28 protein-coding genes are annotated in these 21,811 nt (G+C 44.7%); 17 read left to right on the top strand and 11 right to left on the bottom strand.

Translation table 11 applies throughout. From position 1 onward, the window contains the following. Positions 1-5: 5 nt before the first annotated feature. Genes AOB49_RS05485 through mnmH form a run of 9 tightly spaced genes read left to right on the top strand, consistent with a single transcriptional unit; the run spans position 6 to position 5,736 of the window. On the top strand, positions 6-434 hold the full coding sequence (locus AOB49_RS05485; RefSeq protein WP_062308788.1) for a DsrE family protein: 429 nt from the start codon (positions 6-8) through the stop codon (positions 432-434). A 29-nt stretch (positions 435-463) separates the two neighbouring features. Then, the gene (locus AOB49_RS05480; protein WP_245640621.1) at positions 464-1,411 is read left to right on the top strand and encodes an MBL fold metallo-hydrolase; all 948 of its coding nucleotides are present in this window, start codon (positions 464-466) and stop codon (positions 1,409-1,411) included. A gap of 60 nt (positions 1,412-1,471) precedes the next feature. Further along, entirely contained in the window at positions 1,472-1,789 is a 318-nt protein-coding gene (locus AOB49_RS05475) for a hypothetical protein (RefSeq protein ID WP_062308785.1), read from the top strand. Positions 1,790-1,807: 18 nt separating this feature from the next. Continuing rightward, positions 1,808-2,929 (top strand): YeeE/YedE family protein, encoded by a 1,122-nt coding sequence (locus AOB49_RS05470; protein ID WP_062308783.1) that lies wholly within the window; start codon positions 1,808-1,810, stop codon positions 2,927-2,929. 15 nt (positions 2,930-2,944) lie between these two features. Continuing rightward, positions 2,945-3,382 carry a YeeE/YedE family protein gene (locus tag AOB49_RS05465; protein WP_062308781.1) on the top strand — a complete coding sequence of 146 codons (438 nt, stop codon included), beginning with the start codon at positions 2,945-2,947 and terminating at the stop codon, positions 3,380-3,382. Positions 3,383-3,385: 3 nt separating this feature from the next. Then, positions 3,386-3,814 (top strand): YeeE/YedE family protein, encoded by a 429-nt coding sequence (locus AOB49_RS05460; RefSeq protein WP_062308780.1) that lies wholly within the window; start codon positions 3,386-3,388, stop codon positions 3,812-3,814. A gap of 55 nt (positions 3,815-3,869) precedes the next feature. Beyond that, a complete protein-coding gene (locus tag AOB49_RS05455) occupies positions 3,870-4,214 on the top strand; it encodes a TIGR01244 family sulfur transferase (RefSeq protein ID WP_062308778.1) in 345 nt (114 codons plus the stop codon). Between the two features lie 20 nt (positions 4,215-4,234). After that, positions 4,235-4,654, top strand: coding sequence for an acyl-CoA thioesterase (locus tag AOB49_RS05450; protein WP_062308777.1), 420 nt, complete (start codon positions 4,235-4,237; stop codon positions 4,652-4,654). An 8-nt stretch (positions 4,655-4,662) separates the two neighbouring features. Then, a complete protein-coding gene (gene mnmH / locus AOB49_RS05445; protein WP_062308775.1) occupies positions 4,663-5,736 on the top strand; it encodes a tRNA 2-selenouridine(34) synthase MnmH in 1,074 nt (357 codons plus the stop codon). Here the strand turns inward: mnmH and AOB49_RS05440 are convergent. After that, a complete protein-coding gene (locus AOB49_RS05440; RefSeq protein ID WP_062308774.1) occupies positions 5,733-6,911 on the bottom strand; it encodes an acyl-CoA dehydrogenase in 1,179 nt (392 codons plus the stop codon). The genes mnmH and AOB49_RS05440 overlap by 4 nt on opposite strands. A gap of 117 nt (positions 6,912-7,028) precedes the next feature. On the opposite strand from AOB49_RS05440, the gene AOB49_RS05435 reads away from it, so the two are divergent. After that, complete coding sequence (locus tag AOB49_RS05435) at positions 7,029-7,739, top strand: queuosine precursor transporter (protein WP_062308772.1); 711 nt, start codon at positions 7,029-7,031, stop codon at positions 7,737-7,739. 101 nt (positions 7,740-7,840) lie between these two features. Further along, the gene (locus AOB49_RS05430; protein WP_082784070.1) at positions 7,841-9,448 is read left to right on the top strand and encodes an ABC-F family ATPase; all 1,608 of its coding nucleotides are present in this window, start codon (positions 7,841-7,843) and stop codon (positions 9,446-9,448) included. Here AOB49_RS05430 and AOB49_RS05425 read toward each other — a convergent pair. The 8 genes from AOB49_RS05425 to AOB49_RS05390 all read right to left on the bottom strand — a co-directional run bounded on the left by AOB49_RS05425 (position 9,445) and on the right by AOB49_RS05390 (position 14,931). Continuing rightward, entirely contained in the window at positions 9,445-9,702 is a 258-nt protein-coding gene (locus AOB49_RS05425; RefSeq protein ID WP_062308769.1) for a DUF1289 domain-containing protein, read from the bottom strand. The genes AOB49_RS05430 and AOB49_RS05425 overlap by 4 nt on opposite strands. After that, positions 9,699-10,871, bottom strand: a complete 1,173-nt coding sequence (locus AOB49_RS05420) for a GNAT family N-acetyltransferase (RefSeq protein WP_062308767.1) — start codon at positions 10,869-10,871, stop codon at positions 9,699-9,701. Before AOB49_RS05420 ends, AOB49_RS05425 begins: the two co-directional genes overlap by 4 nt. 9 nt (positions 10,872-10,880) lie before the next feature. Next, positions 10,881-11,270, bottom strand: coding sequence for a lactoylglutathione lyase (gene gloA, locus AOB49_RS05415; RefSeq protein WP_082784069.1), 390 nt, complete (start codon positions 11,268-11,270; stop codon positions 10,881-10,883). A gap of 83 nt (positions 11,271-11,353) precedes the next feature. Continuing rightward, positions 11,354-12,127 carry a peptidylprolyl isomerase gene (locus AOB49_RS05410; RefSeq protein WP_216634675.1) on the bottom strand — a complete coding sequence of 258 codons (774 nt, stop codon included), beginning with the start codon at positions 12,125-12,127 and terminating at the stop codon, positions 11,354-11,356. Positions 12,128-12,203: 76 nt separating this feature from the next. Next, a complete protein-coding gene (locus AOB49_RS05405; RefSeq protein WP_062308764.1) occupies positions 12,204-12,488 on the bottom strand; it encodes a BolA family protein in 285 nt (94 codons plus the stop codon). Further along, positions 12,485-13,033, bottom strand: coding sequence for a septation protein A (locus tag AOB49_RS05400; protein WP_062308762.1), 549 nt, complete (start codon positions 13,031-13,033; stop codon positions 12,485-12,487). Before AOB49_RS05400 ends, AOB49_RS05405 begins: the two co-directional genes overlap by 4 nt. A gap of 15 nt (positions 13,034-13,048) precedes the next feature. Further along, a complete protein-coding gene (msrB, locus tag AOB49_RS05395; protein WP_062308760.1) occupies positions 13,049-13,447 on the bottom strand; it encodes a peptide-methionine (R)-S-oxide reductase MsrB in 399 nt (132 codons plus the stop codon). 17 nt (positions 13,448-13,464) lie between these two features. Continuing rightward, on the bottom strand, positions 13,465-14,931 hold the full coding sequence (locus AOB49_RS05390) for a protein adenylyltransferase SelO (protein WP_062308758.1): 1,467 nt from the start codon (positions 14,929-14,931) through the stop codon (positions 13,465-13,467). Positions 14,932-14,985: 54 nt separating this feature from the next. Here AOB49_RS05390 and AOB49_RS05385 point away from each other — a divergent pair, with 54 nt between their 5' ends. Further along, the gene (locus AOB49_RS05385) at positions 14,986-15,468 is read left to right on the top strand and encodes a PaaI family thioesterase (RefSeq protein ID WP_062308756.1); all 483 of its coding nucleotides are present in this window, start codon (positions 14,986-14,988) and stop codon (positions 15,466-15,468) included. Between the two features lie 12 nt (positions 15,469-15,480). Here the strand turns inward: AOB49_RS05385 and AOB49_RS05380 are convergent, their stop codons facing one another. Both AOB49_RS05380 and ygfZ read right to left on the bottom strand, forming a co-directional pair. Further along, entirely contained in the window at positions 15,481-16,338 is an 858-nt protein-coding gene (locus AOB49_RS05380) for an NRDE family protein (protein WP_062308754.1), read from the bottom strand. A gap of 11 nt (positions 16,339-16,349) precedes the next feature. Further along, positions 16,350-17,354, bottom strand: a complete 1,005-nt coding sequence (ygfZ, locus tag AOB49_RS05375; protein WP_062308752.1) for a CAF17-like 4Fe-4S cluster assembly/insertion protein YgfZ — start codon at positions 17,352-17,354, stop codon at positions 16,350-16,352. A gap of 19 nt (positions 17,355-17,373) precedes the next feature. On the opposite strand from ygfZ, the gene mltG reads away from it, so the two are divergent. Genes mltG through AOB49_RS05350 form a run of 5 tightly spaced genes read left to right on the top strand, consistent with a single transcriptional unit; the run spans position 17,374 to position 21,751 of the window. Then, the gene (gene mltG / locus AOB49_RS05370; protein WP_062309347.1) at positions 17,374-18,450 is read left to right on the top strand and encodes an endolytic transglycosylase MltG; all 1,077 of its coding nucleotides are present in this window, start codon (positions 17,374-17,376) and stop codon (positions 18,448-18,450) included. Positions 18,451-18,463: 13 nt separating this feature from the next. Then, positions 18,464-19,108, top strand: coding sequence for a dTMP kinase (gene tmk / locus AOB49_RS05365; protein WP_062308750.1), 645 nt, complete (start codon positions 18,464-18,466; stop codon positions 19,106-19,108). Then, a complete protein-coding gene (locus AOB49_RS05360) occupies positions 19,105-20,253 on the top strand; it encodes a DNA polymerase III subunit delta' (RefSeq protein WP_062308748.1) in 1,149 nt (382 codons plus the stop codon). The genes tmk and AOB49_RS05360 overlap by 4 nt, the downstream gene beginning before the upstream one ends. 11 nt (positions 20,254-20,264) lie before the next feature. Continuing rightward, positions 20,265-21,053 (top strand): TatD family hydrolase, encoded by a 789-nt coding sequence (locus tag AOB49_RS05355; RefSeq protein WP_062308746.1) that lies wholly within the window; start codon positions 20,265-20,267, stop codon positions 21,051-21,053. After that, the gene (locus AOB49_RS05350; RefSeq protein ID WP_082784068.1) at positions 21,050-21,751 is read left to right on the top strand and encodes an ankyrin repeat domain-containing protein; all 702 of its coding nucleotides are present in this window, start codon (positions 21,050-21,052) and stop codon (positions 21,749-21,751) included. The genes AOB49_RS05355 and AOB49_RS05350 overlap by 4 nt, the downstream gene beginning before the upstream one ends. The last annotated feature ends 60 nt before the right edge of the window (positions 21,752-21,811 follow it).

The raw sequence follows: 21,811 nt of genomic DNA, 5'->3' as shown, positions 1-21,811 counted from the left end.
GCAAGATGAAGAAATTACTCCAATATATTGTTGCTCTGTCCTTTGCTTTAATTTCACCGGTGATGTATGCGGCAGGCCCCACTGAGGTGGTCTATCATATTGATGATGCTGAAAGCCAGGGCGTTAAAGGCTTACGAAATATTCGCAATCATTTGGATGTATCGCCGCAGACAAAGATTATTGTTGTCACCCATGCAAATGGGGTTGACATCATGATGGACGGTGCAAAAGATAAAAAGAATAATATTGAATATGCCCCATTAATTGGCGCACTCAAATCCCGCGGGGTACGTTTTGAGGTCTGCGAAATTACACTCAAGAATCGCAATTTATCTAAAGATCAATTTATTCTCGATACTGATTTCACTCCTTCGGGTGTTGTGCGCATTGCTGATTTGCAATACCAAAATCACTTTGCTTATATCAAGCCTTAAGTAAGTATTTCATTTAAAAAGAGGTAAGCGTGAGATTGCGAAACTGGATAAGTCGTTTTATCGTAGCTCTACCTTCCTTTTTTTGTGGCTTAGCAATAGCTCAATCCGGCCATGTGGCACTCAACCCCATTCAAGTAGCTCCACACACCTATTTTGTGCGTGGCCTTCCGGAGATGGGTAGCAGTCAAAATCAAAATTTTATTTCAAATGCTGGATTTGTCATTACCCCTAAGGGGGTAGTTGTTGTCGACGCACTTGGATCACCTGTGTTGGCCAAAAAACTCATCGCGGAAATTTCTAAAATTACGCCGCAAAAAATTGTCGCAGTGATTGTGACGCATTACCATGCTGACCATATTTATGGTTTGCAAGAATTCAAGAAAATTGGCGCAAAGATCTATGCGCAAAATCAAGGCCTCAACTATCTTGCTTCTGAGACTGCTAAGCAAAGATTAATTGCCTCACGCATTGACTTTACGCCTTGGGTTAATGAAGGCACCCAATTAGTTGGAGCTGATGTTTGGGTTGATCAGAAGTACGCCATCAAGATAGGCGGCGTTGAATTTAGGATCACGCGTGTTGGACCGGCACATGCGCCTGAAGATCTGATGATTTATGTTCCGTCTGAGGGCGTCCTATTTGCTGGTGATTTGGTATTTCGTGGTCGAATTCCTTTTGTGGGAAATGCAGACAGCAGGGGGTGGCTTGCAGCTCTAGATGAGATTGAGCGCTTAAATCCAAAAATTGTTATTCCAGGGCATGGAAATTATTCCATTAGCCCCGTTGAGGACGTTGCTTTCACGCGAAATTACCTCAAATATTTAAGAAGTTCGATGGCAAATGCGGCCGTTAACTTAGATCCCTTTGATGAGGCCTATCAGCTGGCAGATTGGTCTGAATACGAGGGAATGCCACTGTTTAGGGCGGCTAACCGAATGAATGCTTATAACGTTTACTTATCAATTCAGGCGGAATAAGGCAAATTTACTCATAGGGCTTTAAAATAGACCTTTAATTGGCTAAATGACTGATTTCTAATGAAATTACCCTTTTTAAAGCTTATTTTGACCTTTCTGGGATTTTGCGTCTTATCATTCTCGGCATATTCGGCCCCTGATCTGGCGAATGGTAAGGCAATTGATCAGCACAAATGCTATGCGTGTCATGCAAAGAAATCAGGATTTGGTAACGGTGACATGATTTACACCCGAAGTGATAGCAAAGTCACGGACTTAAAAAAGCTGAAATCGATGGTTGCAATCTGCAACACTGAATTACGCCTAGATCTCTTTCCTGAGGATGAGGCAGATGTAGTTGCTTTTCTGAATACACAGTTTTACAAATTTAAACCTTAATTTTTTAGAATTTTGAATATGGATGCAGTAGATATTTCAGCTAGTAGTAAATTAGTTTTGTGGTCGACATTTGCGATCACTTTCTTCCTGGGTGCAGTGATGCAAAAAACAGGCTTTTGTAGCATGGGGGCCGTGTCTGATGTTTTCATCATGTCAAGCTGGGATCGTCTGAGGCAATGGTTCTTGGCTATTGGTGTGGCAATTGTTGGGTTTGCCTTGATGTCTTACTTTGATTTAATCGATCCACTGAAAAGTATCTATACAAGTAGCAAACTCCTCTGGTTATCCGCTATCGTCGGGAGCATTCTCTTTGGCTTTGGTATGGTTCTTGCTTCTGGATGTGGCAGTAAAACATTGGTTCGTATCGGTGGTGGCAACCTCAAATCTGTGATCGTTTTTTTGGTTTTGGGACTTTCTGCATACATGACAATGCGGGGGTTTTTGGGTGTTATTCGAATTAACACCCTGGATACGATCTTTATTACCCTAAGCACCCCACAGGATCTGCCAAGCATTTTGAGCGGGGTGACCGGTATCGCGCGTTCTAACTTACATCTCGCCTTGGGACTAGTTGTGGGTTTTGCATTTATTGCCTATGCCTTAGCTGCTAAAGCATTTTGGTCGGTCGAGAATGTTTTGGCCGGTGTATTGGTTGGCTTTGCCATCTGTGCTGTTTGGTGGGTATCGGGTAGCTTGGGCTATATCTCTGAAGATCCCAATACCTTAGAAGAAGTGTTTCTGGTTACTAATTCAGGGCGAATGGAGAGTCTTTCGTTTGTGGCTCCTTATGCATACTCCTTAGATCTCTTGATGATGTATAGCGATACATCGAAGGTTCTCACTGTTGGCATCACGGCGGTGTTGGGCATGATTCTAGGGTCCGCTTGCGTAGCTTTGTTGACCAAATCATTTCGCTGGGAAAGCTTTCGTAATGCTGAGGATACCGCCAATCATTTAGTGGGTGCGACGTTGATGGGTTTTGGTGGCGTAACCGCATTGGGCTGCACCGTAGGGCAGGGGCTTAGTGGCATTTCTACATTAGCCCTTGGATCACTCATTGCGCTCCCAGGCTTCATATTTGGAGCTTACCTGGCCTTGCGCTATTTGCAGTTGAGACTCGCTCCAAATCCTTGCAGTTAATCACGGAAAATTCTTATGCAAATTGATTGGTTGGCTTTTACTCCGGGCCCCTCACTTCTCGGCGGGGTTTTATTAGGACTTGCCGCTTCTCTCTACGTGCTTTTGCATGGCCGTATTCTGGGTATTAGTGGAATCGTTTCTGGTTTATTACGGCCACAGCAGGGCCATTGGGCTTGGCGTCTAAGCTTGATTCTTGGAATATTGACGGCTCCATTTTGGGCTGCTTTGGTATTTGGCATGCATGCCAATTCTGTAATTGATGCCGATTGGTTTGCTATTGTCATAGCAGGTCTTTTGGTGGGTTTTGGATCTCACTATGGTTCTGGATGCACTAGTGGTCATGGTATTTGTGGTTTATCACGCTTATCACCTCGGTCACTGTTGGCAACGATGTCATTTATGTTTTCTGGATTTTTGACTGTTTACTTGATTCGACATATTTTGGGTTTATAAATTATGAAAAAATATTTCAGTTTATATAGCCAATATTTTCTTGGTGTGCTATTCGGTTTGGGTTTAATTGTTTCTGGCATGAGTAATCCAGCAAAGATCCTTAACTTCTTGGATATCACTGGTAATTGGGATCCTTCATTGATTTTCGTAATGGGTGGGGCAGTTATTGTTGGTTTGTGTGGTTTTTATTTAGTTTCTAAACGTAGCAAGACTTTTTTTGGTGGCGCCTTTCATATTCCAACGCGCAGAGATATCTCCAAGCCTTTAATTATTGGCGGCCTCATCTTTGGCGCTGGTTGGGGTATAGCTGGCTTTTGTCCTGGTCCCGCAATCGTTGCAATGGGCGATGGGCAGCTAAAAGCCTTCGTATTCGTTTTGGCGATGTTGGCTGGCATGACTATTTCAAGCCGCTTCTTTAGTGCATCTAAATGAGTAGCCTGATTTAGAATGATGTCATCTTTTATTCTTTTTTAATTCCAGGGTTTCAATGAGTCTTCCAATTTCTTGTCATAACGCTCAATTTGGCACTCTTGGCCAAATAGATCCCAGTCATTTAGCTGAAATTGCAAAGCAGGGCTATAAAAGCGTGATTAATAATCGCCCTGATTTTGAGGGTGGACCTGATCAGCCAACGAATGCGGCTATCCAGGCTGAGGCCGAACGTCTAGGTTTAAATTATGCTTATTTGCCTGTTGTACCGGGCGCCTTTACTCCAGATCAAGTAGTAGAGATGGCAAGACTTTTGAAAACGATGCCTGGTCCAGTTTTAGCTTTTTGCCGCTCTGGAGCACGCTCTACCAATTTGTATCAGATGGCTTTGCAAGTCAGTTAATTAAGTAGCGAACTCTCTTAATGCGTATCGAAATCCCGCAAGATAAAAAGTTTGTGCATGAAATGCTCATGCCCATTCGTTGGGGCGATATGGATGCATATCGACACGTAAACAATACAGTCTATTTTCGCTATATGGAGCAGGCTAGGGTAGAGTGGATTACGTCTCTGGGGTATGAGGTTGCACCTGGTAAAGAATCCATGTTGATGATCAATGGGTTTTGCAACTTCTTGCAACAGCTAACCTATCCCGGCGATCTAATTCTTAAAACATATATTGGTAATATTGGCCGTACTAGTGTTGATTTGTTCACCAGTATGGCGTTAACGACGTCACCCGATGACTTGGCTGCGGTTGGTGGGGCTACGATGGTTTGGGTTGATTTAAATACGGGAAAATCGGCACCCTGGCCCGAAGATGTGCTTAAGAAGTTACGCTAGGAATATATTTGCAGCCGAGTAACCCGCACATACTGGATATTTCTAAGCTCTCATCTAGTCTTGACGAGTTTGATGTCATTATCGATGTGAGGACTCCTGCTGAATATGCATTGGATCACATTCCCGGAGCAATCAATCTCCCTGTCTTGAGTAATGACCAGCGCATTGAAATTGGTACCTTATATAAACAGGTTTCGCCTTTTGATGCCAAAAAGTTAGGTGCTGCATATGTTGCTCGCAATATTGCGCAACATCTTGAAGCTACGCTGATGGATCATCCAAGGGGATGGAGGCCATTAGTTTACTGTTGGCGCGGCGGCGAGCGTAGCGGGGCCTTCACTCATATTCTCAATCGAGTCGGCTGGAAAGCAATGCAGTTAGAGCATGGCTATCAAGGTTTTAGGCGGGTAGTGATTGATCAGCTCGATCAGGCTGCAAAGGATTTTCGCTTTCAGGTGATCTGTGGAATGACTGGTAGTGGTAAGACTCGTATTCTGCAGGAGATACGCGCTTTAGGTGAGCAAGTCTTGGATCTAGAGGCCTTAGCAATTCATCGTGGATCAGTGCTTGGTAATGAACCCCATGTTGATCAACCCTCCCAAAAAGGTTTTGAAACCAATTTATGGTCTGCATTGAATGGGATGGACTCTAAAAAAATTGTTTACGTTGAATCTGAGAGTAAAAAAGTTGGGGGACTCCACATACCTGACTCCTTGATGGAATCCATTCGTAATGGTAAGTGTATTGAGTTGCGAGCGAATACTGCTACACGTGTTTCCTGGTTGTTGCGCGAATATAAGCACTTTGTATCCGATCCTGAAAGCTTCAAGAATAAACTGAGCTTACTTAATTCTCGTTATGGCAAGGCGCAGATAGACAAATGGCATGAAGGTATTGACGCTGGAAAATTTGAAGAGTTGGTTGAAGAGTTGCTGGTCAAACATTACGACCCATCCTACCAATCCTCAATCTCACGCAATTTTCCGAACTATAGCGAGCATCACTATATTGCATTGGATAGTGATGGTGATGAGGCCTTTCTTGAGGCAGCGAAAGGCATCATCACTAAGGTCGGTATTTAACTAAATGCTTGAATACCAGTTTGTGCGCGCCCTAAAATGAGGGCGTGAATATCATGCGTGCCTTCATAGGTATTGACAACTTCAAGATTGAGCATATGACGGACAACACCGTACTCATCTGAGATGCCGTTACCACCATGCATATCTCGAGCTAAGCGAGCAACATCCAGCGACTTACCGCAAGAGTTGCGTTTCATCATGGAGGTAATTTCTGGTGCAGCAATACCCTCATCCTTCATACGACCTAAACGCAGGCAGCCTTGCAGCGCTAGGGTGATTTCAGTTTGCATGTCAGCCAACTTCTTTTGGATAAGCTGATTAGCTGCTAATGGACGGTTAAATTGCTTGCGGTCCATGGTGTACTGGCGAGCAGCGTGCCAGCACCATTCGGCTGCGCCCAATGCGCCCCAGGCAATACCATAACGCGCTGAATTTAGGCAGGTAAATGGGCCTTTAAGCCCAGTGATTTCAGGAAATTCATTTTCAGCCGGAACAAAAACTTCATCCATCACGATTTCACCCGTAATAGAAGCTCTTAAACCCATCTTCCCGGATATTTTCGGGGCACTCAAACCTTTCATTCCTTTTTCCAGAATAAATCCACGGATCAAGCCCTCATCATTCTTTGCCCACACCACAAATACATCAGCAATTGGGGCATTTGAAATCCACATCTTGGAGCCGGTTAGCGAGAATCCGCCCGGAACTTTCTTTGCTCTAGTGATCATTCCACCTGCATCAGATCCAAAGTTAGGCTCGGTTAATCCAAAGCAGCCAATCCATTCTCCAGTAGCTAATTTTGGCAGGTATTTTTGTTTTTGCGCTTCACTACCAAATTCATTAATTGGTACCATTACTAATGAGGACTGCACGCTCATCATGGAGCGGTAGCCGGAGTCCACACGCTCAATTTCACGGGCAATCAGGCCGTAAGAAACATAGTTCAGATTTGCGCCACCGTATTGCTCTGGAATGGTGATTCCAAGAAGGCCTAATTCACCCATTTCGCGAAAGATCGCCGGATCAGTCGTTTCATTGCGATAGGCATCATGAATTCTGGGCATTAGGCGACCTTGGGCATACTCTGCGGCCGCATCACGCACCATGCGCTCTTCCTGGGTGAGTTGGGTATCAAGGAGAAGGGGATCTGCCCAATTAAAGGTAGCTTTGCTCATTTCATTCGACCTTAGTAAAAGCTGCGTTAACGATATTCCTGCAGATATTCAGGAATCCTTTTATTCTTTGTACTATCCATTTTTACACATTTTTTGCTATAACTTTTTAGCTAGCTTATGACCAATCCTAGGCCACATCACCGCTATTACGATCTACTTTTGGCATCATTTGTTGTGGTTTTGCTGTGCTCCAACTTTATTGGTGCTGGCAAGGCTGCTGAGGTAGATCTGCCTTATTTTGGCAAGGTTGTTTTTGGTGCTGGCATCCTCTTTTTCCCCATATCCTATTTTTTTGGCGACATACTGACTGAAGTTTATGGATATTCCTATGACCGCCGAGCTGTTTGGGCTGGTTTTGCGGCATTGGCTTTTGCCGCCATCATGGCTCAGATTGCGATTGCCTTACCCGTAGCTCCTGGCTCCTATATGGCGAGCTATCAGCAGGGCATGGAGGTGGTATTCGGTAATTCGTGGAGGGTGGTTCTCGCCTCAATGACTGCTTTTTGGTTTGGAAGCTTTGCTAACAGCTATGTATTAGCCAAACTCAAAGTGTGGACTGAGGGCCGTTTTCTTTGGCTCAGGACAATCGGCTCTACTGCTGTTGGTGAGTTGATTGATTCCTCGCTGTTCTATGTCTTGGCCTTTTATGGCATTTGGCCCATTAATGAGGTGATTGCAGTTGCTTTGGCGCAATACATTCTCAAAACAAGCTGGGAGGTGCTGGCAACACCATTAACCTACCAGGTGGTTTCGTATCTTAAGCGAAAGGAAAATCAAGATTACTATGATATTCATACGAATTTCACGCCATTTAGGCTGAAAGTCTAAATTAGCGCTTTTTTACGCGCAAGCCGTTAAAATGATGGTCTTTGCAGTAAATACTGCATCAGATTCATTGAATTTATCTATCAGAAAGTAAGAATCCATCCGTGCTGTCCGCATCCAATATCACTATGCAGTTTGGGGCAAAACCCCTTTTTGAAAATATTTCCGTTAAGTTTGGCGGTGGGAATCGCTACGGCCTGATTGGTGCCAATGGGTGTGGCAAATCTACCTTTATGAAGATTTTAGGTGGAGAGCTTGAGCCAAGCAGTGGAAATGTGAGTTTAGATCCTGGTATTCGCTTGGGTAAATTGCGCCAGGATCAGTTTGCTTATGAAGATCAGCGTGTCCTTGATGTCGTGATGATGGGGCATGAGGAGATGTGGAAAGCTGCCGCTGAACGCGATGCTATCTACGCCAATCCAGAGGCTACCGACGAAGATTACATGCGTGCGGCTGAGCTTGAGGGTAAGTACGCTGAATATGGCGGTTATACGGCCGAAGCTAAAGCAGGGGAGCTGCTGCTAGGTATTGGCATTCCCATTGAGCAGCATGATGGTCCGATGAGTAATGTCGCACCAGGTTGGAAATTGCGCGTTTTGCTTGCACAGGCGTTATTTTCAGATCCGGATGTGCTGTTGCTTGACGAGCCCACCAATAACTTGGATATCCACTCTATTCATTGGCTTGAAGATATTCTGAATGAGATTAATAGCACCATTGTCATCATCTCCCATGATCGCCACTTTCTGAATGAAGTGTGTACCCATATGGCTGATATGGATTTCGGCACACTAAAGGTGTATCCCGGTAATTATGATTCTTATATGCTGGCCTCTGTCCAAGCCCGTCAGCAGCAACTGAGTTCAAACGTGAAGGCAAAAGAGAAGATTGCGGAATTACAAGCATTCGTTAGTCGCTTCTCGGCAAATGCCTCTAAAGCTCGTCAGGCAACTTCACGCCAAAGGCAGTTAGAGAAGATTGAAATCACCGAGATTAAGCCTTCCTCACGCCAGAATCCCTTTATTCGTTTTGATTCTGAGAAGAAGCTTCACAACATGGCGGTGGAATGTAATGCACTGACTAAAGCATATGACCGTACGATTTTTAAGAACTTTAAGATTGGTATTCGCGCTGGCGAAAAAATTGCCATTATTGGTCAGAACGGCGCAGGTAAGACAACCTTACTAAAAACTATCCTGAGTAAACGTTTTGATGGCATTCAGGCTGATAGTGGTGATGTGAAGTGGGCGGAAAATGCGAACGTAGGTGTTATGCCCCAAGACAATACCGAATTGTTCGCTAAAGATGAAACGCTAATGGACTGGATGAATGAATGGCGCAACACGGGTGACGATGATCAAGTCATTCGTGGTACTTTGGGCCGTCTATTATTTTCAGGTGACGATATTAGTAAGTCTGTAAAAGTTCTATCCGGCGGAGAAAAAGGCCGCATGATCTGGGGTAAGTTAATGCTCCAAAAGCACAATGTGCTTGCAATGGATGAGCCAACCAATCATATGGATATGGAGTCTATTGAGAGTTTGCAAATTGCCCTTGAAAAATATGAAGGCACTTTAATTTTCGTTTCTCATGACCGAGAGTTTGTATCCGCATTAGCTAATCGCATCTTAGAGGTCAAGATGGATGGCACTATTGCCGATTATTCTGGAACTTACGAAGAGTATCTACGTAGCCAGGCCTTGGCTGGTTAATTATTTTCCTTGGCTTGTCGTTGGAAGCGCATTGCCGTGCCATCTGCGCGAATGCGTTTCCAAACATCATTTTTTTCTTCTTGACTGAAGAAAACCCAGTTGCTGACTTCGTTTAGAGTTCGGCCACACCCTTGGCAAATTTCATCATAGAGGGTGGTGCACACTCCAATACATGGAGAATCAGAGCTCTCATCACCAACACCTAGAGAGTTGGCGCCATCAGATTGCGCAGGGGAATGATCAGAATTACTCATGGCTGTACTTTAGTCGATTTTAAGGGATGGTGCTGCTCAAGCTCATCTACATAAGCGGCCATACCTTCACGTTCCCGCTTTAAAAAGCGTCCGATTGCCTTGGCAAAAGATTCATTTGCAATCCAGTGCGCTGATCGAATGGTGGTGGGTAAGAAACCTCTCGCCATTTTGTGCTCACCCTGGGCACCCCCTTCGAAAGTGCCAATTCCTTGCTTGATGCAATACTCAATTGCTTGGTAGTACGCTACTTCAAAGTGTAGGCAGGGGATGTATTCCATTGCCCCCCAATATCGACCGTATGCGGTAGATTTTGAGCCATCAAGAACAATTAACGAAGAGGCAATGTCACGACCACCTCGATTAGCTATGATGAGGTGCAAATTTTCTGGTATCACTTTCCCCAGTAGCTGAAAGAATGCTTCGTTCAGGTAAGGTGATGAATGGTGTTCGAGGTAAGTATTTGCATAACAGCGATAAAAAAATGACCAATCATTGTTGGCGGCGTCTTTGCCTTCAATATGTCGATATTGAATGCTCTCTTGAGCAACTTGTAAGCGCTCCCGGCGAATATTTTTTCGCCTCTTCATGGTAAGAGCGGCTAAAAAATCCTCGAAATTTTTATACCCCTGATTCCTCCAATGAAATTGAATGGAGTCTCGCAGCATGAAACCTTGTTTTTTGAATTCCTCACCCTCTTCAGTGCTGGGAAAGAGTATATGCATCGACGATAAATCATTTTGCGTCACGAGTGATTTAAGGGCATTAATCAAAATAACCCGAATAGCAGTTGGATCCTGATTTGGGGCTATTAGGATCCTGCGTCCTTTAACGGGTGTAAATGGGATAGCGCTCAATGCTTTTGGGTAGTAGGGAATGTCGCTTTCTTCATAGGCCTGTGCCCATGCCCAATCGAAAACAAATTCTCCGTAAGAGTGCTGCTTTAAATACATCGGCATTGCCGCTACAAGCTTAAATTCGCGATCTCGTAATATGAGGTGGGCGATTTGCCAGCCCGTATTTGAGCCAACGCAATGAGTGAGTTCTAACGCATTCAGGAATTCATGCGTAACAAAGGGGTCTGAATCAGTTGGGAGTAGGGAGTTCCACTCATCCGCAGAAATATCGCTAAGTTTCTGAAGAATTTGTAGTTGGTATGAATCCTCACTCAAGATAAATATTTATGCGTGTTGAATTAATTCAATTTTGTACCCATCTGGATCAGTAACGAAAGCAATGATAGTGTCGCCACCCATCACTGGGCCGGCTGGCCTAGTGACATTTCCACCAGCAGCTTGAATCTTTTTGCATGCTGTATAGGCGTCTGGAACGCTAATGGCAATATGTCCATAGGCATCCCCAAGTTGATAGCTATCTACGCCATAGTTGTATGTCAACTCCAATTCAGATTGCCCATCCTGATTGCCTCTTCCATACCCTAGATAGGCTAGCGTATATTTTTGCTCGGGCCGATCAGTAGTGCGAAGAAGATTCATGCCTAGCACCTTAGTATAAAAATCTATTGAGCGAGTCATATTGCCAACTCTGAGCATGGTATGCAGGATCATCATGAATTAAATATAACGGTTTTTAGGATTTACTGTAATAAAAAAACCCAGACCATTGGCCTGGGTATCAGTGTGAAAGTAGGGGGCTATTGAATTTTTGCTTTTGCGCGTAACTTTTGCATCATTTCAGAAAACTTTGCTTTTTGCCAATTTTGATCGGCTGTAATCATCTGCTTTAACTGATCCTTGATTTCATCCATACTTGGCGCTTTAACATCTCGCACATCGTCGAGCTTAATGATGTGCCAACCAAACTGGGACTTTACTGGTTTGTCAGTGATCTGCCCCTTTTTTAGCTGAACCATTGCTTTTGAAAACTCAGGAACTAAAGCTTTATCGCTTACCCAGCCAAGATCGCCACCATTAGGGGCAGAGCCAGGATCCTTTGATTTCTCTTTTGCGATTTGCTCAAAGTTACCGCCAGCCTTAATTTGGGCGATGATGGCCTTTGCATCAGCCTCTTTTTCAACGAGAATATGCTCGACGTGATATTCCTTGCCGCTATATTGACCCTTAACTTGTTCGTAGGCTACCTTTAAGTCAGCTTCAGCAACACCTTCTTTTTCGACATAATCTTCAAATACTGCGGCAATCAGGATGCCCATTCTGGATTGCTCAAGCTGTTCGCGAACTGACTCTCTTTGGGTGACGCCGCGGTTATTGGCCTCTTGAAGAATGAGTTCTCGAGTCACCAACATCTCTCTAGCCTGATCGCGTACTTGGGGGTTGTCAGGTTGGTTGGACTTTTGAACCAATTTATCTAGCTGCGCTTTTGGGATAGGCTTACCATTAACGATTGCCGCATTTTGCGCCAAGGCGATCGATGATAGAAGGGTGGCGCCAAATACGCCAATGGTCATAATTTGTCGTGTATTCAACATAATAGGATGTGCTTGTGTTGGAAGATCATAAAACCTTATCTTAAAGCAAGCTTGGCTAATCAGTGCTTTCACTAGGAGTTAGGGCTTGAATGGTAAGGGCGTGGATTTCAGCTGGAAAATAGCTTTTTAAGGCAGCGTAAATGGCACGGTGGCGGGCCATAAGGCTTAACCCCTCGAAATCAGGGGCGATAATGGAGATCCTAAAGTGGCCGCCGCCGCTAGCAGCTCCCGCATGACCGGCATGAAGGTGGCTCTCATCCTCGATGATAAGTTGCTTGACCTCAAATACCCTCTTTAGTTCTGCTTCAAAAAGGCGAATTCTCTCTTGGTTGATACTCATTCCTCTGGGTGCTCCATATGCCGACTAAGCCAAACACCTTGGATGATGACGAAGATCACCAATAAACCTGTGCTGCCAAACAGCTTGAAATTAACCCATGTCTCTTCCGAGAACTCAAAGGCGATGTAGAGGTTAAGAACGCCCATGAAGAAGAAAAAGACGGCCCACGCCATATTGACTTGGTGCCAGACTGATTTGGCGCTGTGTTCTTTTAAGGTGATCTGTTTGCCCATCAGCACTTGAATCCAGTTCTTTTGGAAGAATTGAGCACTGATAAATAAAGCTCCCGAGAAAAGCCAATAGAGGGCGGTAGGCTTCAACTGAATAAATGTCTTGTCGTGCAAAAAAATGGTCAGGCTGCCAAATACCAGGATCATCACTAGACTCACCCATTGCATCGCATCAATCTTGCGATGTCGGTAGTAAACCCAAAGAATTTGCCCAATGGTGGCAATCATCGCAACAATGGTTGCAGTGTAAATATCACCAAATTTAAAGGCGATAAAAAAAAGGATGATCGGAAAGAGGTCGAATAAAAATTTCATGACGTCATTATCCTGCTATTTCACATTCCCAGAAGGTTCAAAACGCAAAGATGCTGAATTAATGCAATAGCGAAGGCCGGTGGGTTGGGGGCCATCATCAAAAACATGCCCTAAGTGGGCGTCGCAATTTGAGCAGCGAACCTCAGTGCGAACCATCCCGTGGGATAGATCACGAATTTCGGTGATGGCATCATTATTATCTGGAGTGCTATAGCTTGGCCAGCCACACCCCGCATCAAATTTGGTGGAGGATTGAAAGAGGGGGGTGCCACAGCAGATGCAGCTATAGCGGCCATCATCCCAATGATCCCAATACTCGCCAGTAAATGGCCTCTCTGTGGCGGCCTCACGTGTGACGCGATATTGAATATCGCTTAATGACTCTTTGTACTGTTGATCAGATTTTTTATTCATGGCAAATCCCGTGGTTATTAAGACGAACAGCTGACAGCAATATGTCGCATATCTTGCGGTGGTGGCTTGGAATAGGCTTCAAATTCAGGTTGCTCATCATAGGGATTGCTAAGTAACTTGAGAAGTGTAGCCACCTCTGAGAAGTCATCACGCTGAGCCTTCTCAATAGCCACTTGAGCAAGATAATTTCTCAAAATATATTTAGGATTGATACTATCCATCACCATTTTTCTAGCGACATCATCTGCTGTCTCTTGTTCAAGCCTTGTGAGATAGTCGCCAAACCATGGATCAATCCCTTCGCGGTCAATAAAGTCGTTTCTTGTATCGATATCGGCTACCTGCATACCTTTTTTTACATTTCCGAGAGAGCGAAAGAAGTTGGTGAAATCGATTTGTGAGTCGTGCATTGCTTGCAGCAAGCGTTCAATTAATTCGATATCTCCATCAATTTCTATCTCAAGCCCTAATTTTCTTCGGAATAAGCCTTGCCATTCTTTTGCATAAGTAACCGGAAATTCATCTAATGCAGAGCGAAGTATTTCGTGAGCATTTTCTGTGGTCTGATTAATTTCAATTAGTGGAAGCATCGCGCTAGCAAGGCAGGCCATATTCCAGTGCATTATTTGTGGTTGCTTGTGATAAGCATACCGACCACCTGAATCACTATGGTTACAGATATGATCTATCTGAAATTGATCCAAAAATCCAAAAGGTCCATAGTCAATTGTTAGGCCTAAGGCACTAATGTTGTCGCTATTAAGAACCCCGTGACAGAATCCTACTGATTGCCATTGAGCGACAAGCTTTGCATTACGTTTGGAGATAGCTTTAAAGAGACTCAAGTATGGTTGATCATGCTGTGAACACTCTGGATAGAAGTGAGTGATTAATAGATCGGCCAATTCTTTGAGTCGGACAGTATTTTCTAGGGATGCGTAGTGCTCAAAGTGGCCGATACGAATAAAGCTTGGTGCTAGCCGTGCGCAAACTGCTGCTGTTTCAACGGATTCGCGGATAACCTTTTCCTTTGAGCCCACAACTGAGAGTGCTCGACTAGTTGGGATACCCAAAGCATGCATCGCCTCACTACATAAAAACTCCCGAATTGATGAGCGTAGTACCGCTCTTCCATCGCCCATTCTCGAGAAGCGGGTGATTCCAGCACCCTTTAGCTGTAACTCTTGACCATGTAAATCTCCCAGGAGAATAGCGCGGCCATCACCAAGCTGACCAGCCCAGACACCAAATTGATGACCGCTGTAGACAGTTGCAATGGGGTTTGGGAATTCAATATCGCTAGTTTTAAGGGTATTTCCCGCCAGTAGATCAAGCCAAAGCGGATCGACCGGCAATCCATCGGAGCCCAGTGGCAATTGAATGAGCTCTGCCGCATTTGGCGATATGGCCACCCAATATGGATCGTGGAGTCGGGAGGGGGTGGTGGTTTGACAGGTATCGTCTCCACTGAGAGTAAAAGGCATTTTTGTATTCTATGAGGAATTCACACGGGACGCAGAAGGCCCTAGAATATCCCTATGACAAATAAAGTACAGCTCAATGCCGCTACCCAGTTAGCAAATCTTGGTGAGGAACTGAATGTTCCATTTTTAAAGTTACTTGGGGTTCGTTGTCTCAGTGCCGAAATGGGTAAAGGGGAAATTCTTTTGGCCTTAAAGCCTGAGCATACAAATACTTGGGATGTTGCGCATGGCGGCGTTTTATTAACCCTCATGGATGTTGCTATGGCCGTAGCAGCAAGATCGGGTGACCCCAGTGATCGAAGTGTTGTGACCATTGAAATGAAGAACAATTTTATGCAGGCAGCCAACGGAATTTTGCGCGTCAAAGCAGACACCGTCAGGCGTACGGCAACCATGGCATTTTGTGAGGCAAAGCTTTATAACGACCAAGGTGAAATCTGTTGTATGGCAACCGGTACATTTAAATATTTAAAACGTCTAGCCAGCAAAAATGCCCAAGGTGAGCGCGTTATCAACGACGATTTACGTCAGCAATAAGTTAATTAAGGCTTATACAGATAGATTTGATCCTGGAGCAGCGCTCAGCTCCCCAGTCACGACATCATGACCTATGGCGCCATTTGCATCAAAGCGTCTTTCGACCATTTCAAATTGCCCATCTTTGCGAACGCGCAGTATGGTGCTGGAGCGGGTTCCATAGGACGGCGTCTTAATAAATGCGGCAGACAGGGCTTTTTCCCACTCTTTATTGATCCCGGTGCTTGGTAGCTCCTGTGGCGTTGCCTCATGGGTATCTGCAAGTACTCGCAAGTAATGATCAGCATTTTTTAAATTACCGGCATCCATTGCCAGAGTCTGAGCAAATGCGGCGACGCGATGATTTACTTTTGGCCAAGGCGTATCTAGCATGGCATTTGACAGTCCGTACACGCCAGGAGATAGCGCATTTTTAGGGAATACTTTTCTGGGGCGGACGTTTTGCCCCATTATCAATCTATTGCTCACCCAATGCATTTCTGCGTTACCAGGATCGCTTAAGTCTGCCATTAGCAGATTGAAGCCATTATATTTTTCAAACTGCTTTGCGTTTTCCACTACAAAGTCATGAGGTTTTGTCTGGCCAGCAAGGTATCGAAGCGAAAGTTCGCCACGGGTCCTTGCATCTGGATTTTTTTCACTAGGGGCTCGAACATTTGTTAAAGCTGCAAAGCGTCCAGTTTTGGTGAACCCTAGCCATGTACCGGGGCTGCCAACAACATCTGCCCGATCTCTTCCGGCCAAAATATGTGGATGCTCCGGCCACCAACCCATAGCATCTGTATCACGTTCGTAAAACTCGTCGCGATTCGCAGCTACTACTAATGGGTAGTCAGGGTGGGATTTCCAGGCAAAGAGAATTAAACACATAAAAGGGGCAATTAAATCTCTATCAAGGGGTAGGGTAGTGAATCTATTTTTAACACAGGTCCATCGATGCTAGCTAAATGAATATCCCCGGACTCTAAAGAGTCTAATTTGCACTCGATCTGAAAATCAATTCTGGCGGCATCTCTGAGATTGGGTGATGCAAGAACAACCATCCCGCAGGGTTGTGCTGGATCGCTTGAGTGAAAAATTTCAACGCCAGGCTTAGCAGACTTCGCAACCAGCGAATCTAGATTGGTATGTCCCAATTGGAGTCTTCGCTTAACTGCACCGCGATACTGGCTGCGAGCGACGATCTCCTGACCTGGGTAGCAACCTTTTTTAAAGTCCACTCCAGAAACGGATTCAAAGTTAATCATCTGCGGTACAAATTGCTCCTGCGTTGATAAAACAATCCGTGGAATACCGCTTAATACTTCAAGCGAATTCCAATTTTCCAAAGCAATGGGGTTTAAATTTTCCTTACTTACACTCACTCTTGGTTTTGCAATCAATGTTCGATTAAATAATTGATCATGATTCAATACGGAAGGAATATCCATCGCGATATTGTTAGGCTCAACATGATGAATGGCTGCATCACCCTCATTTGAGTAGGAGCAAAATACCTCCCATGAATCGGAAGCATCAACGATCTTCACCTTGGATCGGAGGATGTACATCGATAGTTTTTTGGCGGTACTGGCTGCAATATCTTTCGAGATAAACATCGCAAAGCGATCTTGGGAGTCTTCTGATTCGGGGGAGAGTGCTACCCAGGCGCTAGCGATCAATCTTCCTTTGGGGCTGCAATATCCAACTAAGCGGGTTGCTTGGGGACCCCGAGCAATTTGACCTGGGCTAACTTTGACCATTCCCACTACTGAGTTGCTGAGCTGACTTTGGAGAAGAGTGGCGGCATCTGGCCCCTCGACCAATATTAAGCCCCAATCTGGCAGGGAAGTGAATCCATTAAATAAAGCACTGGAATCTAGGGAATTTTGAGAGTATGTTGTCATGAGCTTTTATCATAGCTCGATGAGCAGAAAATTTCAGAGAAGAGCCTTATTTGCAACACAACGCGAACCCAGCCATTGGCGGAGGCTTTTTGTCGTTATGGCGCTGTGCATTGGATTGTTTTACGGGACAGTTTTCCTTTGGCCGGTAGTACCCTCTAGCTCACCCTCTCAAGCCCAGTTCCCAGGCCCGTCAACATATAAAGTTAAGATTGCACCTCAATCCAGTCTTGGATCAATTGCAGATCAGTTATCAGCCCAGGGTCTTAAAACGCCTGCAATCATTTTTCAAATAGCAGCTAGAAGCATATTTGTTGGCTCAAAGCTCAAGCCTGGAACTTATCTACTGCCTGAGCATGCCAGCTTAGGAAAGGTGCTATTGAAGATTGCCCGCGGCGATCGAGTGCGAGAATCTATCGCCATTATTCCTGGAATGTCGATATGGCAAGTTCGTGCACTGGTAGATAAACATCCTGCTTTAATCCATCAAACCCAGGGAATGAACGCCAAGCAACTCCTTGAATCTCTCAACCTTCATTACCCAGGCGATGAAGGATTATTTTTCCCGGATACCTATATTTTTGATCCGGATGACACCGATCTTTCAGTTTATAAACGTGCCTCACAAGCAATGCAAAAACAACTCAGTGCCGCATGGGATCAGCGGGAGAGCAACTCCCCCCTGAAATCCCCTTACGAGTTATTGATTTTGGCTTCTATTGTTGAAAAAGAGACTGGGCGTCATTCCGACCGATCTTTGGTGGCAGCGGTATTTCTAAATCGCCTGAATTTAAAAATGCCGCTACAAACAGACCCCACCATTATTTATGGAATTGGACCTAATTTTGATGGAAACCTACGAAAAGCAGACCTTCGTAAAGACAGTGCCTACAATACATATATGCGCAAAGGTTTGCCGCCAACCCCAATAGCAATGCCCAGCAAAGAATCGCTTCAGGCTTCGGTACATCCCGCCAAGACTGATGCAATCTATTTTGTGGCTAAAGGGGATGGCACCAGCCATTTTTCTAACAATTTAAAAGATCATGAGAGTGCGGTCGATCAGTATCAGCGTAAACGCAATTCCGCACAAAAATGAGTACACAATAATTATGAAGAACACGCCATTTCCTGGGTATTTCATTAGTTTTGAAGGTATTGATGGTGCAGGTAAAAGCACGCATATTGCGGCTTTTGCCGATCATCTAAAAGAGTCTTATCCAGATCGTGAAGTGGTGATGACGCGTGAGCCTGGTGGAACTAAGTTGGGTGAGAGCTTGAGAGATTTGTTATTAAATGAGCCTATGAATTTAGAAACTGAGGCTCTTTTGATGTTCGGAGCTCGTCGCGAGCATGTCGCTCAAATCATTGAGCCAGCTCTGCTAGCTGGAAAGATTGTAATTTCCGATCGTTTTACAGACGCGAGCTTTGCTTATCAGGGTGGCGGACGCGGACTAAGTCTTGAGAAATTAAATGCCCTTGAAAAATGGGTTCAAGGGCGAGCGGACGGAACTTTACTCCAACCCAATCTGACGATCCTTTTTGATTTACCAGGCTCAGTTGCTCAGGATCGTAGATCTCAGGTTCGTTCACCAGACAAATTCGAGCAATTAGATTTGCATTTTTTTGAGAAGGTCCGTCAAGAGTATTTGCGCCGCGCAAAATCAGATCCGGATCGCTTCCATATTGTTGATGCCACGCAATCCAAGGATGCTATCTGGGCTGGATTGAAGTCACTGAATATCATCCTTAAATGATGACATCGCAATCATCAGGTAAGCAGACCTCTAATTTTGCCCCTTGGTTTAAGTCAACCTGGGAGAGTCTGAATTTATTGAACCTACCAAGTGCTGTTTTAATCCATGGCCAATCTGGCATTGGTAAATTTGAGTTTGCTATAGAGCTTGCAAAAGCTATATTGTGCGAGAGTGCCGCACCCTTATCTAGACCATGCAATGAGTGCGAGGCTTGCCATTGGTTTGAATCTGCTAATCATCCTGATTTCATTGCCCTGGTTCCGGAAACGCATCGCAAGCTATTGCCTCATGGTGATTTCGATGTTGAAGCGGATTCATCCAAAAAGTCAAAGGCAATTTCATCTGATAGTGATGGTGAGGCTTCTGAAAAAAAAGAAAAGAAGAATATATCTATCGAAGAAACTCGCAATGCGATTGAGGGACTCTCCATCGGCACTCATCGTGGCGGTAGCCGTGTGATCCTAATTTACCCACTGGAAATGTTGAGATCGGATTCTGCGAATACCTTATTGAAGTCTCTGGAAGAGCCGCCTGAAAATACAATTTTTATTTTGCTTGCAGATCGACTAGATAGAGTTCTTCCGACCATTCGATCTCGCTGTCGTCTTGTGTCTGCCCCAAGACCAGATCGCTCGACTGGGTTGGAATGGTTGCGCAATCAAATGGCTTTAGTGCCTAACTCTAAATTTAGCTCAGCGGAAATCGAGTCCATTTATGATGAGCAGGGCGGGGCGCCTTACGCCGTTTTGCAATCCTTGATTGCTCGGCATCATCAAGATGACAAAGATGAGCTAACCATAGCTATACAGGCGTCTAACAACCTTCTAAGGGCTATGTCCCAGGGCGCTAGAATTGAGTGGCTCGATACGGCTGAAAAAACTCAAAAAGCCCGCTATTCAACGTTACTGTCAACTATGCAGCGCTGGACCGCTGATCTTTTAAGTTCCGCTCAAATGGGTCACCCACGCTATTACCCAAAGCATGAGGCAGCCATCCAGACGCTTGCCAAACAGGCCCGCATGCCCAAATTACTTAATTTTTGGAAATCTCTGGTCCATGCCCGTCGCCATGAAAACCATCCTTTGGCAACTCGAATTCAGTTAGAGGCCTTGCTTTCTCAATACCAACAGATTTTTGAAGACTAAAATAGCGAGTCATGTTCATAGACTCGCATTGCCACCTCGATTTTCCCGAATTCCAAACTCGACTACCTGAGGTTTTGGCTAATATGGCCGCCTCCAAAGTCAGTCATGCACTTTGCGTATCGGTCGACTTGCCGGATTTTCCAAAGGTCCGGCAATTGGCAATGGATCATCCGCACCTATATGCTTCTGTTGGCGTGCATCCTGACTATGAAAATACCCCCGAACCTTCGGTAGAATTTCTAGTTGAGCAATCTAAGCACCCCAAAATCATTGCTATTGGCGAAACTGGCCTAGATTACTATCGAATGGGCGATCGCAGCTATGAGTCTATGGAGTGGCAAAGGGAGCGGTTTAGGGTGCACATTAGGGCGGCCATAGCGGCTAAAAAGCCTTTAATCATTCATACACGGTCCTCCTCTGAAGATACTTTGAGAATCCTAAAAGAGGAGGGTGCTGATAGGATAGGTGGGGTAATGCACTGCTTTACCGAAACATCTGATGTGGCAAAGGCCGCCATGGAAATGGGTTTTTACATCTCATTTTCTGGAATTGTTACCTTTAAGAGCGCAAAAGATCTTCAAGAGACCTGTAAATACGTGCCGCTTGACCGTTTGTTAATTGAAACGGATTCCCCTTATTTAGCGCCAATTCCTTATCGAGGCAAAGTTAATGAACCAGCCTGGGTTTCAAAGGTTGGAGAATTTGTTGCTGAGTTAAAAGGGGTTTCAATTGAGCAACTTGCAGAACATACTTCTAGTAATTTTTTTAAATGTTTTCAAATAGATAGAGTTTTTTTATGAGAATTTTGCTTAAGTTTTTAAGAATCCTGACAGTCTTGGGTCTGTTTCACATGCATCCCGTAATGGCTCAAACAGCCGATCAAATTACCGACTTTACTAAAGCGGCTAAATTTGATGATGTATCAGAAATCAAGGATTTGCTTAAGGCTGGAGTTAGCCCCAATACATTGGATCCGAGAGGCAACCCGATGCTAATAGTCGCAATCCGCGATAAATCTCTTAAAGTAATTGATTTGCTCCTAGGCAATAAGGATATAGATGTCAATCTAGCCAATAAGAGCGGTGAAACACCCCTCATGATGGCCTCGATTGAAGGTGAGATGCCAGTTGTTAAGACCTTAGTTTTGCAAAAAAAGGCTGATGTCAATAAGTCTGGCTGGACACCTTTGCACTATGCCTGCACAACCGGAAAACGCGAAGTGGCAGAATTTTTGGTTGAAAATGGCGCAAAAGTTAATGCGCTCAGCCCTGGAGAAACAACACCATTGATGATGGCAGTTCACTCTGGTAACGATCAACTAGTAAAGTTTTTACTAGACAACGGTGCAGATATCCGCATGCGCAATCATGAGGGATATTCTGCAATAGATGTTGCCGAACTCTTTAGTAAGTCAGATATTCGGGACGGCTTACTGTCACGCTGGCAGAAGCTCTATAAACAGCCATATCCAGGCGGTCCAAAGAAGATTGCCTCTTGAGTTTGATTCCTTTACATTGCGTATAATCATTATTATGTCAAATAAGAAATCAGTTGATAA

The sequence above is a fragment of the Polynucleobacter sinensis genome, from assembly GCF_001595985.1.
Taxonomy (GTDB): Bacteria; Pseudomonadota; Gammaproteobacteria; order Burkholderiales; family Burkholderiaceae; genus Polynucleobacter; species Polynucleobacter sinensis.
This window is presented reverse-complemented; position numbering and strand designations above follow the sequence as displayed.

What these genes read in the sequence shown, in the direction of transcription:
- AOB49_RS05385 (WP_062308756.1), top strand. Translation starts at nt 14,986, where the DNA reads ATGACAAATAAAGTACAGCTCAATGCCGCTACCCAGTTAGCAAATCTT.
- AOB49_RS05470 (WP_062308783.1), top strand. Translation starts at nt 1,808, where the DNA reads ATGGATGCAGTAGATATTTCAGCTAGTAGTAAATTAGTTTTGTGGTCG.
- AOB49_RS05410 (WP_216634675.1), bottom strand. Translation starts at nt 12,127, where the DNA reads ATGACCATTGGCGTATTTGGCGCCACCCTTCTATCATCGATCGCCTTG.
- AOB49_RS05405 (WP_062308764.1), bottom strand. Translation starts at nt 12,488, where the DNA reads ATGAGTATCAACCAAGAGAGAATTCGCCTTTTTGAAGCAGAACTAAAG.
- AOB49_RS05440 (WP_062308774.1), bottom strand. Translation starts at nt 6,911, where the DNA reads ATGAGCAAAGCTACCTTTAATTGGGCAGATCCCCTTCTCCTTGATACC.
- AOB49_RS05390 (WP_062308758.1), bottom strand. Translation starts at nt 14,931, where the DNA reads ATGCCTTTTACTCTCAGTGGAGACGATACCTGTCAAACCACCACCCCC.
- AOB49_RS05450 (WP_062308777.1), top strand. Translation starts at nt 4,235, where the DNA reads ATGCGTATCGAAATCCCGCAAGATAAAAAGTTTGTGCATGAAATGCTC.
- AOB49_RS05350 (WP_082784068.1), top strand. Translation starts at nt 21,050, where the DNA reads ATGAGAATTTTGCTTAAGTTTTTAAGAATCCTGACAGTCTTGGGTCTG.
- mltG (WP_062309347.1), top strand. Translation starts at nt 17,374, where the DNA reads ATGAGCAGAAAATTTCAGAGAAGAGCCTTATTTGCAACACAACGCGAA.
- AOB49_RS05455 (WP_062308778.1), top strand. Translation starts at nt 3,870, where the DNA reads ATGAGTCTTCCAATTTCTTGTCATAACGCTCAATTTGGCACTCTTGGC.
- AOB49_RS05435 (WP_062308772.1), top strand. Translation starts at nt 7,029, where the DNA reads ATGACCAATCCTAGGCCACATCACCGCTATTACGATCTACTTTTGGCA.
- AOB49_RS05425 (WP_062308769.1), bottom strand. Translation starts at nt 9,702, where the DNA reads ATGAGTAATTCTGATCATTCCCCTGCGCAATCTGATGGCGCCAACTCT.
- tmk (WP_062308750.1), top strand. Translation starts at nt 18,464, where the DNA reads ATGAAGAACACGCCATTTCCTGGGTATTTCATTAGTTTTGAAGGTATT.
- ygfZ (WP_062308752.1), bottom strand. Translation starts at nt 17,354, where the DNA reads ATGACAACATACTCTCAAAATTCCCTAGATTCCAGTGCTTTATTTAAT.
- AOB49_RS05400 (WP_062308762.1), bottom strand. Translation starts at nt 13,033, where the DNA reads ATGAAATTTTTATTCGACCTCTTTCCGATCATCCTTTTTTTTATCGCC.
- AOB49_RS05460 (WP_062308780.1), top strand. Translation starts at nt 3,386, where the DNA reads ATGAAAAAATATTTCAGTTTATATAGCCAATATTTTCTTGGTGTGCTA.
- AOB49_RS05355 (WP_062308746.1), top strand. Translation starts at nt 20,265, where the DNA reads ATGTTCATAGACTCGCATTGCCACCTCGATTTTCCCGAATTCCAAACT.
- AOB49_RS05465 (WP_062308781.1), top strand. Translation starts at nt 2,945, where the DNA reads ATGCAAATTGATTGGTTGGCTTTTACTCCGGGCCCCTCACTTCTCGGC.
- AOB49_RS05360 (WP_062308748.1), top strand. Translation starts at nt 19,105, where the DNA reads ATGATGACATCGCAATCATCAGGTAAGCAGACCTCTAATTTTGCCCCT.
- msrB (WP_062308760.1), bottom strand. Translation starts at nt 13,447, where the DNA reads ATGAATAAAAAATCTGATCAACAGTACAAAGAGTCATTAAGCGATATT.
- AOB49_RS05475 (WP_062308785.1), top strand. Translation starts at nt 1,472, where the DNA reads ATGAAATTACCCTTTTTAAAGCTTATTTTGACCTTTCTGGGATTTTGC.
- AOB49_RS05380 (WP_062308754.1), bottom strand. Translation starts at nt 16,338, where the DNA reads ATGTGTTTAATTCTCTTTGCCTGGAAATCCCACCCTGACTACCCATTA.
- gloA (WP_082784069.1), bottom strand. Translation starts at nt 11,270, where the DNA reads ATGATGATCCTGCATACCATGCTCAGAGTTGGCAATATGACTCGCTCA.
- AOB49_RS05485 (WP_062308788.1), top strand. Translation starts at nt 6, where the DNA reads ATGAAGAAATTACTCCAATATATTGTTGCTCTGTCCTTTGCTTTAATT.